General features: G+C 68.5%; 8 protein-coding genes. 5 read left to right on the top strand and 3 right to left on the bottom strand.

Annotation, left to right across the window (positions count from 1 at the left end):
- Positions 1-26: 26 nt before the first annotated feature.
- A complete protein-coding gene (locus OO71_RS48090; RefSeq protein ID WP_051793169.1) occupies positions 27-3,389 on the bottom strand; it encodes a LuxR family transcriptional regulator in 3,363 nt (1,120 codons plus the stop codon).
- A 117-nt stretch (positions 3,390-3,506) separates the two neighbouring features.
- Between OO71_RS48090 and OO71_RS44275 the strand changes: the two genes are divergently transcribed.
- The gene (locus OO71_RS44275; RefSeq protein WP_033296113.1) at positions 3,507-4,532 is read left to right on the top strand and encodes a medium chain dehydrogenase/reductase family protein; all 1,026 of its coding nucleotides are present in this window, start codon (positions 3,507-3,509) and stop codon (positions 4,530-4,532) included.
- Positions 4,533-5,058: 526 nt separating this feature from the next.
- Here OO71_RS44275 and dusB read toward each other — a convergent pair.
- Positions 5,059-6,204, bottom strand: coding sequence for a tRNA dihydrouridine synthase DusB (gene dusB, locus OO71_RS44270; RefSeq protein WP_033296112.1), 1,146 nt, complete (start codon positions 6,202-6,204; stop codon positions 5,059-5,061).
- A gap of 133 nt (positions 6,205-6,337) precedes the next feature.
- Between dusB and OO71_RS44260 the strand changes: the two genes are divergently transcribed.
- Both OO71_RS44260 and OO71_RS44255 read left to right on the top strand, forming a co-directional pair.
- Complete coding sequence (locus OO71_RS44260; RefSeq protein WP_084145746.1) at positions 6,338-8,653, top strand: DUF2339 domain-containing protein; 2,316 nt, start codon at positions 6,338-6,340, stop codon at positions 8,651-8,653.
- Between the two features lie 178 nt (positions 8,654-8,831).
- Entirely contained in the window at positions 8,832-9,233 is a 402-nt protein-coding gene (locus tag OO71_RS44255) for a TIGR03667 family PPOX class F420-dependent oxidoreductase (protein ID WP_033296110.1), read from the top strand.
- Between the two features lie 28 nt (positions 9,234-9,261).
- Here the strand turns inward: OO71_RS44255 and OO71_RS44250 are convergent, their stop codons facing one another.
- Positions 9,262-9,900: a superoxide dismutase gene (locus OO71_RS44250; protein WP_033296131.1), complete on the bottom strand. Its 639-nt coding sequence runs from the start codon at positions 9,898-9,900 to the stop codon at positions 9,262-9,264.
- Positions 9,901-10,267: 367 nt separating this feature from the next.
- Between OO71_RS44250 and OO71_RS44245 the strand changes: the two genes are divergently transcribed.
- On the top strand, positions 10,268-10,798 hold the full coding sequence (locus OO71_RS44245; RefSeq protein ID WP_051793175.1) for a DUF6328 family protein: 531 nt from the start codon (positions 10,268-10,270) through the stop codon (positions 10,796-10,798).
- 876 nt (positions 10,799-11,674) lie between these two features.
- The gene (locus tag OO71_RS44240; protein WP_033296109.1) at positions 11,675-13,507 is read left to right on the top strand and encodes a LamG-like jellyroll fold domain-containing protein; all 1,833 of its coding nucleotides are present in this window, start codon (positions 11,675-11,677) and stop codon (positions 13,505-13,507) included.
- The last annotated feature ends 277 nt before the right edge of the window (positions 13,508-13,784 follow it).

Raw genomic sequence — 13,784 nt, 5'->3', positions numbered from 1 at the left:
TGCGTAGATCCGCCGCTACGCAATACTCAGAGCGGGAGTTCGCGCAGCTGGCGGCGGGACGAGATCCCGAGCTTGCGGTAGCTGTTGCGCAGGTGCGTGTCGATCGTGCGCGGGCTGAGGAACAGCTCGGCCGCGACCTCTTTGGACGTCGCGCCCGCGGCGACCTTGCCGACGATCAGCCGTTCCTGCGCGGTCAGCAGGTCGAGCGGGTTCTTGCCCTCCCGGCGCGGACGTTGCCCGGTGGCGAGCAGTTCGCGTGCCGCGCGGCCCGCGAATCCGGTCGCGCCGATGATGGACAACGTTTCGTGCGCGGCCTGCAGTTCGGCGCGTGCCTCGGCGCGGCGCCCTTCGCGCCGCAGCCATTCGCCGTACACGAGCCGGGCGCGTCCGTAGTCGACGCGCGCTTGGCTCGGGGCGAGGCTGTCGATGGCGTCGCGGTAGCGCTGGTCGGTGTGCTCCGAATCCGGGTCCAGTAATGCTTGCGAGACAAGGTATTTGCCGATCGCCCAGGGGGTCCGGCCGAGGCGGGCGCGGGCTTCGAGGCGGGTCAGGGCCGCCGACGCGACTTCCGGCCGTCCGGTCCGGGCGGCTGCTTCCACGAGTTCCTGGTCGAGGTTCCAGACCACATAGGACCCTTGTTCTTCCTGGCGCTGCGCGGCAATTCCGGCCTCGAGTGCTGCCGGGTAGTCGGCAATTCCGTTGTACAGCACGATGGTGCCGTACAGTTCGGCGACAGCCTCGACGCGTCCGATGCGGTGGACCAGCGTGTCCCGCACCTCGGTCAGCTGGTCTTCGTCGCCGCGCCAACCGGCGAGGATGAGCTCGGCGAAGGCGAGGCTGACGGTGCCGGCTGCCTCGTCGACCGCGTTCGCTTCCTCGATGCTCGCGGCCGCGTCACGGAAGCGCCCGAACGCGGTCCGCGCGATGGCGTGGAACCGCAACGCTTGTGGCAGCAAGGAAAACGCACCCTGGGCGCGGGCGAGTTCGACTTGCCGGGCGGAAATCAGTTCAGCGGATTCGGTGTCACCCAGGTCCAACGCCATCATACACGCAAGATCCATCCACCACGGGCTCGCTGCCGTGCGGAATGACGAAACTGCTTGCTGCATAACGGGAATGGCCTCTTCGGCCGGGATGAGGGCTTGGGCGAGGAGTGCGTCGAGCAGCAGGTCGACTGGTCGCGGCTGAGCCGGAGTCGGTGCCTGGGCCCGGATTTGCGCGCCGAGCCGACGTAACCGTCCGGGCAGACGGTCGATGAACATGGACGTGGAGAAAGCTTCGAGGTACGTCTCCCTCGCTCGATCGAGTGGAAGATCGACTGCGGCTTCGACGAGAGCGGCGGTGGCTTCCGGACTGCGGGTAAGGTGGAAGGCAATCAATGCATTTTGCTGTCGTGCTTCAGCACGGTCTTCCGGTTCCAAGGGACGACGCTCGGCCTGCGCGAGTAGTTCCCTGGCCTTCGCGGGTGCTCCGGAGTCCAGTCGGGCACGCGCAGCGGCGAGTAACCGCCTGCCCTGCCGCACCGGGTCGGGCGTCAGCTCCGCTGCGCGTTCCAGAAACGCCGACGCTGCAGCCAGTCCGCTGCGTCGTTGCGCGCGTCCGGCGGAACGGACCAGCTCCTCGGCGACGTCCTCGTCCGTGTCGACCACCGAATGCGCCCGGTGCCAGGCGCGACGGTCGGCGCTGGTCTCCGGGTCAGTGGCGTCGGCGAGCGCGGCGTGCACCTGCCTGCGAACGCCCGGCGTGGCCGACTGGTAAGCGCTAGACCGCACCAGCGGAAACCGGAACCGAAGCTGCGGCCCGAGACTGAGCAGACCCTGGTCCTCGGCGACGGCGAGACGGGCCGGGTCGAGCCCGAGCAGCCGCGCTGCCCGGCGGACCAGGCCGAGGTCGCCGACCGGCTCCGCGGCGGCGAGCACCACGAGGTGCCGGACGTCGGCGGGCAGCTGCTGCACGCGCCGGGTGAACCGGTCGGTCAGCGCGCCGACGATGGTGTCGTCGGCGCTCGCCGGTTCGGTCAGCGGGGTGTTCGTGGGGTGCGGGTCAGGTGGGTCCGGCTGGTTTGGCCGGTTTGGCGGTTCGGTGGTGGAGGTGGTGCTGCTGGTGGCATCGGAGGTTGGAGTGCTGTTGCCGACGGGTGGGGTGTGTGGCCTGACGGTTGGCGCTGTGTCTTCGGCGGGTACGGCTTGCGACCCGGTGGGAGTGGTGCCGTCGGTGTGAGTGGTGCTCGTGATGGAAGTGGCGCTGGCGACGGGTGTGGCTGGCGGCTCGGCGGCTGGAGTGGCGCTGGCGGTGGGTGCGGCTTGTGACCCGGCGGCTGGGTTGGTGGCGTGAGACCTAGACCCGGCGGCTGGAGTGGCGCTGGCGGCGGGTGTGGCCTGCGACTCGGCGGCTGGAGTGGTGGCGTGAGACCGAGGTTCGGCGGCTGGAGTGGTGCTGGCGGCGGGTAGGGCTTCCGGTCCGGTGACTCGAGTGGCGGCGTGAGACCGAGACCCGACGGCTGGTGCCGGGCTGGCGGCGGATGCGCCTTCCGATCCGGCGACGGGAGTCGTGCCGATTGCAGGTAGGCCCGCCGACCAGGTGGTAGAAGCCATGCTGCCGGCGAGCGGGTCGGGCGCCCCGGCGGTCGAGCGGTCGGTCACGGGGTCGGTGATGGACAGGCTGAGCCGTCCGGCGGTGGTGTCGGCGGGCAGGCCAAGCGGTCCGGTCGACAGGCCGAATTCCAGCAGCGCCAACGGGTTTCCGCCGGCTTCGGCGAGGATGCGGTCGAGTACCTCTTCGTCCGGCTGCGTGCGCTCGGTGCGTGCCGAGCTCAGCAGGGTACGAGCGTCCGCGGCGTTCAGGGCGGGCAAGGGCAGCTGCGGCAGGTCGCCGAACCCGGCCTCGGCGCGCGGTCTTCGCTCGGCCAGCACCATCGCGACCCGCTCGGCCGCGATGCGCCGCGCGACGAATCCCAGTGACTGGCGCGTGCCCGCGTCGATCCACTGGACGTCGTCGACCACGCAGCACACCGGACGTTCCTGTGCCAGCTCGTTGAGCAGCCCGAGCACGGCAACGCTGACCATGAGCCGATTCGGCGTCGTCTCGTCGCCGAGACCGAACACCGATTCGAGTGCCTTCCGCTGCACCGGTGGCAACCCGGCCCGGTACTCGAGCACCGACATGCACAGCTGGTGCAGGCCGGCGTAGGGAAGGTCGCGCTCGAATTCGGTGCCGTTCGCGCGCAGGACGAGCCAGTCGTCGAGGCCGTCGATCGCGGCGTCGATCAGCGCGGACTTGCCCATTCCCGGCTCGCCCGTGATCACCAGGCTGCCGCCACGGCCGTCCGCAGTCGCGCGGAGCAGGTCCTCGATCGCGCGCAACTCTGCTTTCCGGGCGACGAACGGCATGGTTTCACCCTAGCCATGCCGCGATTGCGTAGCCGCCCGATCTACGTAGCACTTGCCGACGCGATCGATTCCGGCCCGGCGGCATCGTGAAGGCACGACGACGAACTGGAGGACGCGATGATCACCGAGGTGGAGCTGCCCGGCGTGGTCGAGCCGGACGGTCTGCGGCTGCGTACGCGGGAGGTCCCGCAGCTGGCGCCCGGGCAGGTACTGGTGCGGATGGAGGCGACCGGAGTGTCGTTCGCCGAGCAGCAGATGCGCCGTGGCAAGTACTACGACCAGCCGCCGTTTCCGTTCGTGCCCGGATATGACTACGTCGGCGTGGTCGAAGCCGTCGCAGAGCCGGACGGGGGCGGGCTGACGGTGGGGCAGCGGGTTGCGGCGCTGTCGAAGATCGGCGGCTGGGCGGACCGGATGGTCGCTGACGCTGCGGACCTCGTACCGGTCCCGGACGGCCTGGGCGCCGAGGAGGTCGAGGCGGTGATCGTCAACGGCGTCACGGCGCGTCGGATGATCGAGTTCGCGAAGGTCAGCCGCGGCGACACCGTCGTGGTACTCGGCGCGAACGGAGGCGTCGGCTCGCTGCTGGTGCAGATGGCACGTCACCGCGGCGCGCGCGTGGTGGGCGTCGTTTCGCAGCGGCACCTGCAGTACGTGCGCGAACTCGGCGCGCTGGCGGTGGATCGCACCAGCGACGTGGCCGCCGCTGTGCGGGAAATCGCGCCGGACGGCGTCGCAGCGGTGTTCGATCACGTCGGCGGCTCGGGCATCAAGACGTCGTGGTCGATGCTCGCCCGGGGCGGCAGCTTGGTGTCGTACGGCACTGCGTCCACCCGCGACCAGAGCGGCAACGCGAAGCTGCCGATCCTGGCGCTGATGGCCCGGCTGCTCCTGTGGCGTGCGCTGCCCAACGGCCGGACCACCACGTTCTTCAACCTGTGGGCGGGGCGCAAACGCAACGTCGAGCGGTACCGGACGCAGCTACGGGCTGACCTGGACGCGGTGTTCGAGGACCTGGCCCAGGGGACGATCACGGCACGGATTGCGCGGGCGTTCCCGTTGTCGGCCATCGCGGACGCGGTTCGGTATGCCGAGTCGGGCACTGCAGCGGGGAAGGTTGTCGTAGTGGCTGACCAGGGGTGATCTCCCTTGCCGGGCTGTGGTTGCGGCTGGCGGCGGACCTGCCGACCGCCGGGTGGGGATGAGGCCACCCGACCACTGGGGCCTGGGGCGAGAACTCCGGGCCTCGGGGGCTGGGACGAGGTGGCCCGAACGTTGGGGCGTGGGGCGGGAACTCCCGGCCGTGAGGGGCGAGGTCACCCGACCGCTGGGGCGTGGGGCGGGAACTCCCGGCCGTAGGGGGTTGGGGTCGAGGTCACCCGCCATTGCGGGCGCGGGGCGAGAACTCCGGGCCGTGGCGGCTCAGGCCACCTGACCGCTGGCCTCCGGAGAAAAGTCCCTGCCGCGGGGGCAGGAGCCAAGGTCGCCCGGCCGCGGGACTGCGAGTGAGGTCGCCCGGCCGCGGGACTGCGGATGAGGTCGCCTGGTCGCGGAGGCTGGCGACGAGGTGACTCGACCGCGGTGTGTTTGGCCCGACACCGCGGACGAACTGCCCGGCAGCCTGCGGGTTTGGCTGGCACGCGCGGTATGACCGGCCGTCCCCGGGAGATCAGCCGCCGGAGTGCATGTCCTCGGCCTCGGGGACGCAGTCGTCGTCCGGGTCGTTCAGCCATCCGTGCGGGAGCGTCACTTTGCCCGGCGAGCCCTGCCGTCCGCGCGGGCCGGTCGCCGCGGTCGGGAAGGGGGCGTCGTGGTCCAGTTGCGCGATGAGGTCGTCGAGCTGGTTCAGGTTCGACACCATCGCAAAACCGCGTCGCAGTTCCGACCCGACGGGGAAACCCATCAGGTACCAGGCCATGTGCTTGCGGATATCGCGCATGGCCTTGTCGTGGCCGTCGTGTTCCACGAGCAGTTCGGTATGCCGCCGCAGCACGCGCGCGACCTCGCCGAGGTTCGGTCCGGCCGGGATTTCCCGTCCTTGGAAGGCCGCTTCCAGCTCGCCGAACAGCCACGGCCGGCCGAGGCAACCACGCCCGACGACGACCCCGTCGCATCCCGTCTCGGCGACCATCCGCAGCGCGTCGTCCGCAGTGAAGATGTCGCCGTTGCCGAGCACCGGAATGCTGGTGACAGCCTCCTTCAGCGCGGCGATCTTGGACCAGTCGGCCTGGCCCGAGTAGCGCTGCGCAGCCGTGCGCGCGTGCAGGCTCACGGCGGCCGCGCCCTCAGCCTCCGCGATGCGCCCGGCGTCGAGGAAGGTGTGGTGGTCGTCGTCGATGCCTACACGGAATTTGACCGTGAACGGAACCCCGGCCTCGGCCGCCGCTTTCGCCGACTCGCGCACGATGTCCGCGAACAGCCGCCGTTTGAACGGCAGCGCAGCTCCGCCGCCCTTGCGCGTCACCTTGGCGACCGGGCAGCCGAAGTTGGAGTCGACGTGGTCCGCGAGCCCTTCGCCGACGATGATCCGCACGGCCTCGGCCATCGTCTTCGGGTCGACCCCGTAGAGCTGCATCGACCTTGGCTTTTCGTTCTCGCCGAAGGTCATCATGTGCATGGTGCCGGGGTGCCGCTCGACGACCGCGCGTGCAGTGATCATCTCGCACACGTAGATGCCCGCGCCGTACTCCTGGCAAAGCCGCCGGAACGCGACGTTGGTGATCCCCGCCATCGGAGCGAGCACGACAGGTGGATCGACCTGGTAGGGGCCGATCTTCAAGGCGGGCTTGCTCAGCGTGGCAGTCACGACCTCCATTGTCGCGCGTGACGTACACCACACGCATCCGGGCAGCTCAGGCCGACGTCGCGTCGACGGTGACCATCTCGTGTCCAGGCTTGAGTAGTGCTACGGATCCGATCACGGCGCCCCGTCACCGAGGCTGACCGGTATGACCACGGATGCCGCAACGCTCCATCGCCTGGCCGGAGAACTGGACGACCTCGGCCGCCGCCTGACGCACGTAGGCGCCGAACTCCGCGCGCTCCCGCCTGCGTCGGCTGCCGCCCAGCCTGGGGCTGGTGAGGCGTCCGCAGAGCAGCCCACCTCGGACGTCCACGCCGGTGGCGGGGTGCAACCTGCCCTCGACGTCCACCCGGGCGAGCGACCAGACGAGTCACTCACGCGACCCGGCGGCTCCTCACCAGCAGCGGACCCGTCGCCGGTCGCCGAGGATCGCCCGGCTGGCTCCACCCAGCCAGCCGGTTCGCCCTCGTCGACCAGTTTCGGCTCGTCCGCCGACTCCGGCCATTCCGCCGGTGCGGACAATCCCGTCGGATCAGCTCAGCCGACCACCTCCGGTCACCCAGCCGCGTACGGCTACCCAACGGGGCAGGGCTACCCGACTGCATCGGGCTACCAGGGTGCAGGCGCGTACCCATCCCCGCCCTACCCGGCGATGCAGCGGGCCGCGTTCAACCCGTACTCGGCTTACTACCCGTATGGCCCGTACGCAGCGCCATACTCCGCCCAGCACACGGCTGGTGGACCCAACCCGTCAGCGCCTCAAGCCACGACAGCTCAGTCCGGCATGACTCACCCCGGCATGACTCAACCTGGCGCGGGGCAGCCTGGCGCGGCTCAACCTGGCGCGGGGCAGTCCGGCGCGGCTCAGGACGGTACGGGGCAGCCGCTGGCGTACGCCCAACAGCCGCCGTACTTCCCGCAACCGCCGCACCACCAGCAGCCACCGCATGCCCAGCAGCCGTACACCCCGCCTCCGACGCTCCGTGAGCGGCTCAGTCGCGAAGGTGCCGGTTCGCGGCTGCTGGCATGGATCGGTGGCGCGGTGACGCTGCTCGGCGTTGTCCTGCTGCTGATTCTCGCCATCCAGCGTGGCTGGCTGGGACCGCTGCCGCGGGTGGCAGTCGGCGCTGGGTTCGGTGCAATCCTGATCGGGGCCGGCGCGTGGCTGCACCGCAGACCGGCTGCGCGCACCGGTGCGTTCGCCCTTGCCGCCACTGGGATCGCGACGCTCTACCTGGACACGATAGCTGCCACCTCCTTGTACGAGTTCCTTCCGGTGCCTGCCGGGCTTGCGGTCGGCCTGGTGATCGCAGTCGGCGGGATTCTGCTTGCAGTCAAATGGGATTCCTCTCTTCTGGCCAGCGCCGTGGTGGGTGGATGCGGACTGTGTGCGCCGCTGATCACTTGGGGTTTCACGTACGAGCTCGTGACGTTCCTTCTCATGATCCAGATCGCAACCATTCCTGTCCAGCTTCGACGGTCGTGGTGGTCCCTTTCGCTCACTGCGGCTGTTCCGCCCTTGACAACGTCGCTGATCGGTGTCGGGCTGCATGCGTTGCCGGTCGCGGTTGTGGTGGCGGCTGGTCTGCTCAGTGCAACCACCGCGTTGATCACGTTGCGCCGTAACGACAATGAGCCTTACGCGCTGTCCGTTCTTGCTCTCTCGCCGCTGCCGGTTCTGGTTGCCGCACTGCTGTCGCCGCAACCGCAATCCGCTTTGCTGGCAGGCGGAACGGCCGTGGTTCTTGTTGCGACAGGGACCATCGTGCGGGGGAATTCCGGGAACGTTGCCGGGATCGCGGGACTCGTTGCTGCGATGCAGGCCACGATCACCGAGTTCGACGGCGGAGCGGTTCTCCTCGGGGAAGCGGTCGCCCTCGCGTTCGCGGCCAAGTTCACGCGAAATCGTTTCGTGCTAGGGGTTTCTCTCGTCTTCGCGGTGATTGGCGGACTGTTCGCGTTGGTCTCGGACGTCACTCCGGCACTTCTGCTGATCCCTGGTTCACACTCGAACACTGACCTGCTCATCGCGCTGGCCGCGGCCACGTTGCTGCTCGCGGCGGCAATTGCGTTGCCGTGGGCGGCACATCGACTCGATGTAGTGAAAACTGCCAGCCTGACGCCATGGTTGCCGGCCGGTCTGTGTGCCCTTTACGGTGCCGCTGGGCTCGTGGTCACTGCGTCCATGCTGGCCATTCCTGGGCGGGTAGGATTTCTCGTCGGCCATACCCTCGTGACAGTTTCATGGACCGTCGTGGCATTCGTCCTGCTCCTGCGCGGGATCGAGGTGATCACCCTGCGGATCGCGGGTCTCGTGCTCGTGGCTGCCGCCGTGGCCAAACTGGTGTTGTTCGACCTCGCCGCGCTTGACGGACTGGCTCGGGTCGGAGCGTTCCTCGGCGCCGGCGTGGTTTTGCTCGCGGCAGGGGCGCGGTATGCACGGATCGTCGCTTCTCGCTGACGCTTGAGGAGTCCCCCGATCTGGGTAATGACAATTTTTCTCGGTTCCGTTTTTCCTTCTGTGTAGCCAAATTTGGCCAGTGGCGGCCAGATCTCGGATGTGGCCGTGTGGGTCGGAGGGAAGAAACTGTCGGTGGCTCGTGGTTACCTAGGTCACCTACCGAGAAGGGGGCCAGACTATGACCTACACCCACGATCCGAAGCTGCTCGAACGCGCAGGGGAAGCCGTCGGATGGCTCATCACCGTCACGCCGCGAGGCCGTCCCGCACCGAGGCCGGTGTGGTTCGTCCTCGACGGCGACGACGTCGTGGTGTTCAGCAAACCTGACACCGCCAAGATCCGGCACCTCGCTGCCAACCCGGAGGTGAGTTTTCATCTGAACAGCAACGAAAGTGGAGGGAGCATCATCGTGGTCAACGGGCGCGCACGGATCGACGAGGCCAAGGCCTCCGAGGCGCCCGGGTACTTGGGCAAGTACCAGCGGCGTTACGCCGGCATCGGATACACCGAACCTGCCGAGTTCGACGCTGTCTACTCGGTCCGGATCCGGATCGTGCCGGAGAAATCCTGGGGTTTCTGACGCCGAGGGGGCGCCAGAAACTCCGGATTCAGAAGCCGACGTTCAGGCAGGCCAGCCGTCCACCCGCGGTGCCGGCGTGTCCTGGGCCGGTGTGGGTGTGGGTTTCGTGGATTACCACGGACTTCGCCCGCTGTCCGCCGAATGTCCAGTCCACAGTGGAGGTTGCATGGCCGATACCGAAGCGGTCGGTGGTGAAGTCCAGCCAGATCTCGTTGCGCGGATTGGCGTAGGCCGGGTCCACCGACGGCTTCACCGGGTCCGGCACGTGCTGGAAGTGTGACCCGGCGGCGTCACCGGTGGCGCCGCAGGAGTTCACGTGCGCGTGGGCACCGTATTCGTGCTGCGGCAGAAGGCCGCTGATCACCAGCACGGTGGTGGTACCCACGCGGTCAGCGGAAAGTGCGGCGACGCGCGCCCGTGCACCTGCGGCTACGAGGTCCGGGCGGTACGTGACGGCTTGGACGTCCGGCGCGTACGCGGAAAACGTGCCGTGGGCCGAGGTGACGCGCAGTGGTGGGGTCACGCTCGCTGCGGTCCGTGTCAGGGCTGCGCGGGCCGTCGTACCGTGCGTCGTCGTACCGGACGCGAGTGCGGCGGGTGCTGCCGCGCCGGACGCCGGAGAGGCAGGAGCGGCCGTGGCCGTGGTCGAGAGAGTCGTGACGGACATACCGGTGGCGAGCGCCACGGAGAGGAGCTTGGGGAGGAAACGCATGAACCTTCCTTAACCAGTGCATGTCAGGCCTTGCCATGTTATCCACTCGAATGTGTGGAGTTTTCCCGTATGCCGGTACGGGAGGGCTTTCCTGCGCGGCGAGCGGTGCGTTGGAATGGGCACGTGGTGACATCCTGTCGATGGGCCCGGTCCGGGTGGCGTTTTCGCAGGCTCGGGCTGTGGGTACCTGGGTGCGTGGCAGCGTCGGACGGTCGCGGCGGTGCTTTGGCGAGCGCCGGTGGAGCCTGAGATGCCTGATGACGCGAACGGTGCCATGGGGTTCGAGGGTCGTCGTGTGGTCTCGGGACGGTCTGGCGAGGTCTTGAGAGCGCACGACGAGGTCTCGAGCGGGTCTGGCGAAGCCGCTGGTGATGACCTCGAGCACACTGGTGAGACGCGGAACCAGAAGCTGCAGCGGAATGTCGGCGAGTTGTTGCAGGAGCTGCGCGTCGCCCAGGCTGGGGTGCAGATCCTCTTCGGGTTTCTGCTCTCGGTGGTCTTCACGGACCGGTTCCACGAGGCCAGCGGATTCGAGAAGGTCCTGCACCTGCTCGCGGTGCTGCTCACCGTGGCGGCAACGGCGCTGCTGATCGCGCCTGCGGCGTGGCATCGGCTGCTGTTCCGGACGGGGCGGCGAGACGAGATCCTGCGGGTCGGCAACCGGGTCGTGCTCGTCGGGTTCGGGTGCCTTGCCGCGGCCATCACGGTGACTGTTGCGCTCATCGCGAAGGTCGTTTTCGGGCCGGTGGCGATGGGGCTCGTTGGCGGGCTCGCGGTGCTGCTGTTCGGGCTGCTGTGGTTCGCGGTGCCCGGCATGCTCTCGGGCGACCGGATGCGACGTGGCGGTCACTGAGCGACGTCACTTCAGCTGGTCGAGCGCGGTGTGCCTGGTGGCGGGCCGTTGCGTCCTGATCCGCCGACCGTCGCGGTGTGCGGCCAGCAGCCGGGCGTCGGCCGCTGGCGGTCGCGTGTTGGGACTGCCAGCGTTGCCGGATGGGTGGCTGGGCTTGGCGGCTCGCTGCGGTGGCCGTCTCGGTGTGTTGGACGCTGATGGGTGCGCACTCGATCTGCCGGTGGTCGGGACGTCGCTTGCCACGTGGAGCACAGTCGCGCGGTGCGTAGCTGAGCGGTGTGTTGGTGACTGCTGCGTCGGCGAGCGGTGTGTTGGTGACTGCTGCGTCGGTGAGGCGGTGTGCCGGTGAGCGCTGTGCCGGTGAGGCAGTGTGCTGGTGACTGCTGCGTCGGTGAGGCGGTGTGCCGGTGAGCGCTGTGCCGGTGAGGCAGTGTGCTGGTGAGCGCTATCTCGGTGAGGCGTGTGCCGGTGACCGCCGCGTCGGCGACCACTGCGATGGTGATTGCCGCGCCGCCGGACGCTGCCCGCCGAGGGCTGGGTCGCTGGTTGCTGCGCATCAGGACGCTTCTCCGCCGTCGCTGGGTCGCTCAAACGGCCACACCGCCGGACGCAATGCTGCTGAAGGCTGTGCTGGTGAGCGCTGCCCGTCGAACGCCAGCTGTCAAATGCCAGCCGTCAAACCGCGGTGCATCAGCGCAAACCGCGCGACATCGCTCGATGGAGTGCCGGAATCGTCACGCACTCGCTGCTCACCGTGACTTCGACACGGTGCCGATTGTCATGCGCAGGACAGGAAGGCGGTCGGCGTGGAGGTGTTCATCGCGCTGTCGGTCGTTGTTGCCGCGGCGGTTGGGGCTGGGCCGTAGCTTCGCCGTCGTGACTGACTCTTCACGGCGGAACTTCCTGCGTGGCGCTGGGATTCTCGGTGCCGGTGCGGCGGTGTCCGCGCTTCCTGGTGGTCTGAACGGGCTCGCTGCGGCCGAGCCCACTGTCGCTCGCCGGCCGGATGGCGAGAGTCCGCGGTTCACGATCGCGGTCATGCCCGACACCCAGTATCTCTTCGACGAGGACCGGGGCGACTCGGCGCCGGTCGACGCTTCGCTGTCGTACGTGCTGAACCGTGCGCATGATGACAACGTTGTCTTTCTCGCTCACCTCGGTGATCTGACCCAGAACGGGCAGGAGCGGGAGTTCGCCGGCATCAGCCGGTCGTTCCAGGTCCTCGACTGGTTCCGGTTCCCGTACAGCACGCTCGCCGGCAACCACGACGTCAAGGGGTCCACCGACGATCAGCGCGGCCGGTCCCCGTATCTCGACGCGTTCGGGCCGCAGCGGCAGCGCAACTCGCCGACGTTCCGCGGTGCGTCCAAAGACGGCTACAACACTTACCATGTATTCCGGGCCGCCGGTCGCGAATGGCTGCTGCTCGCCATGGACTGGCGTCCGTCCGCGGGTGGATTCGCTTGGGCGAAACAGGTTCTCGCGCAGCATCCGCATCTGCCCGCGATTCTCACGATTCACGAACTGGTCAACACCGACGACAACGGCAAGGCGTTTCTGTCGGACTTCGGCACGCACGTCTGGGACGAGTTCGTGAACGAAAGCGACCAGATCTTCCTCACCCTCAACGGTCACTACTGGCCGCCGGGCCGCCTGGTCAAGCGCAACGCCGCAGGTCACGACGTGCACCTGCACATCACGAACTACCAAGACCGCTACTACGGCGGCAGCGGCATGATCCGGCTGTACCAGTTCGACGTCGCCCGCGGCGTGATCGATGTCCGTACATTCGCGCCGTGGCTCGACGGGCGGCGCGAACTCACCGAGTTGCAGCGCATCGAAGCCGAGCGCAGCACGGACGTCGACTACTTCAGCATCGACATCGACTTCACCGAACGGTTTTCCGGCTTCGCGCCCGTTCCGGTGCCGCCGGCCCGGCCGGTGAAGCCGCAGCTCGTGCCGGGGACCGTCGCGTACTGGCGGTTCGAAGGCGGCCGCGCCGGGGCTCCGGTGCCCGACGACGTGCTCGTCAAGGACCTCACCGGGCGCGGCAACGATTTGCGCCGCGCGACCGTGCCGGGCAGTGGGCCCAACGCGTTGACCTATTCGGCCGAATTCTCGCCCCGGCAGCCGTCGCGGGCGAGCCTCCGGTTCGACGGCGCCCGGAATCCCGGACGCGGCGCGTACTTGCAGACTATCGACAACGCACCGATGAACAGCCTGACGTTCCAGCGCGGCTACACGGTCGAGGCATTCATCCGCTTGCCCGAAGACTTCCGCAACGGCACGCACGGCTGGTGCGGAATCTTCGCACGCGCCGGCAGCGGAGGCGCGGCCGGAAAGGCCGGAGAGGACCCGAACGAGTCGGCCGCGACGTTCACCGTTTCGGACAGCGCGGAACTGCAGTGGGCAGTATTTCCGTTGAACCAGAACGGAATCTCGACGAACTGGGGGCATGAGCTGCCGCTGCTGAAGTGGTGGCACGTCGCCGTGGTCAACGACGGCAGGCGCAGCACGCTGTTCGTCGACGGGTGCCCGCTGCTGCGCAACCCGAAGACGCCGGCGGTCGGCCTGGCGAACCCGGGTGGCGGCTGGCTGGTCGGCGCATCGTCGTACCGGGGCAAGGTGGAGCGGAGCTTCTACGGTGAGCTCGGTGAGGTCCGAGTGGTCGACCGGCCGTTGGCGCCGCGGGAATTCCTGCTGGGCTGATCGCGGGGTTGTGGTGGTTCGGCGGTAGCTGGGAGAGGGGTGCGGCTGGAGCTGGGCGCGGGTCTCGGGAGGGGGCGGCGGGTTCGGCCGGGCAGTGGTCAGCGGGTTCGGCCGGGTAGTGGTCGGCCGTTGTCGCTTGTTCGTGGCTGGTCCGTGAAGGGAACCATGAAGGAATCGGACCTGGATCCACCGGTGTTTGTGGTGTTGTAGGCCGTGTCTGGACGGGCAGATGCCCTCTGGCCTGGGATGATTGTTCTTGCGACAGAGCAATTGTCAC

Origin of the sequence: Amycolatopsis jejuensis (assembly GCF_000717335.1) — a bacterium.
In the GTDB taxonomy this organism is placed as follows: Bacteria; Actinomycetota; Actinomycetes; order Mycobacteriales; family Pseudonocardiaceae; genus Amycolatopsis; species Amycolatopsis jejuensis.
The sequence above is the reverse complement of the archived record's forward strand: the minus strand, read 5'-3'. Positions and strand labels throughout refer to the sequence as shown.

Bases quoted from the DNA above. Each gene is read 5' to 3' on its own strand.
- OO71_RS48090 (WP_051793169.1), bottom strand. From the start codon at position 3,389: ATGCCGTTCGTCGCCCGGAAAGCAGAGTTGCGCGCGATCGAGGACCTG.
- OO71_RS44275 (WP_033296113.1), top strand. From the start codon at position 3,507: ATGATCACCGAGGTGGAGCTGCCCGGCGTGGTCGAGCCGGACGGTCTG.
- dusB (WP_033296112.1), bottom strand. From the start codon at position 6,204: ATGGAGGTCGTGACTGCCACGCTGAGCAAGCCCGCCTTGAAGATCGGC.
- OO71_RS44260 (WP_084145746.1), top strand. From the start codon at position 6,338: ATGACCACGGATGCCGCAACGCTCCATCGCCTGGCCGGAGAACTGGAC.
- OO71_RS44255 (WP_033296110.1), top strand. From the start codon at position 8,832: ATGACCTACACCCACGATCCGAAGCTGCTCGAACGCGCAGGGGAAGCC.
- OO71_RS44250 (WP_033296131.1), bottom strand. From the start codon at position 9,900: ATGTCCGTCACGACTCTCTCGACCACGGCCACGGCCGCTCCTGCCTCT.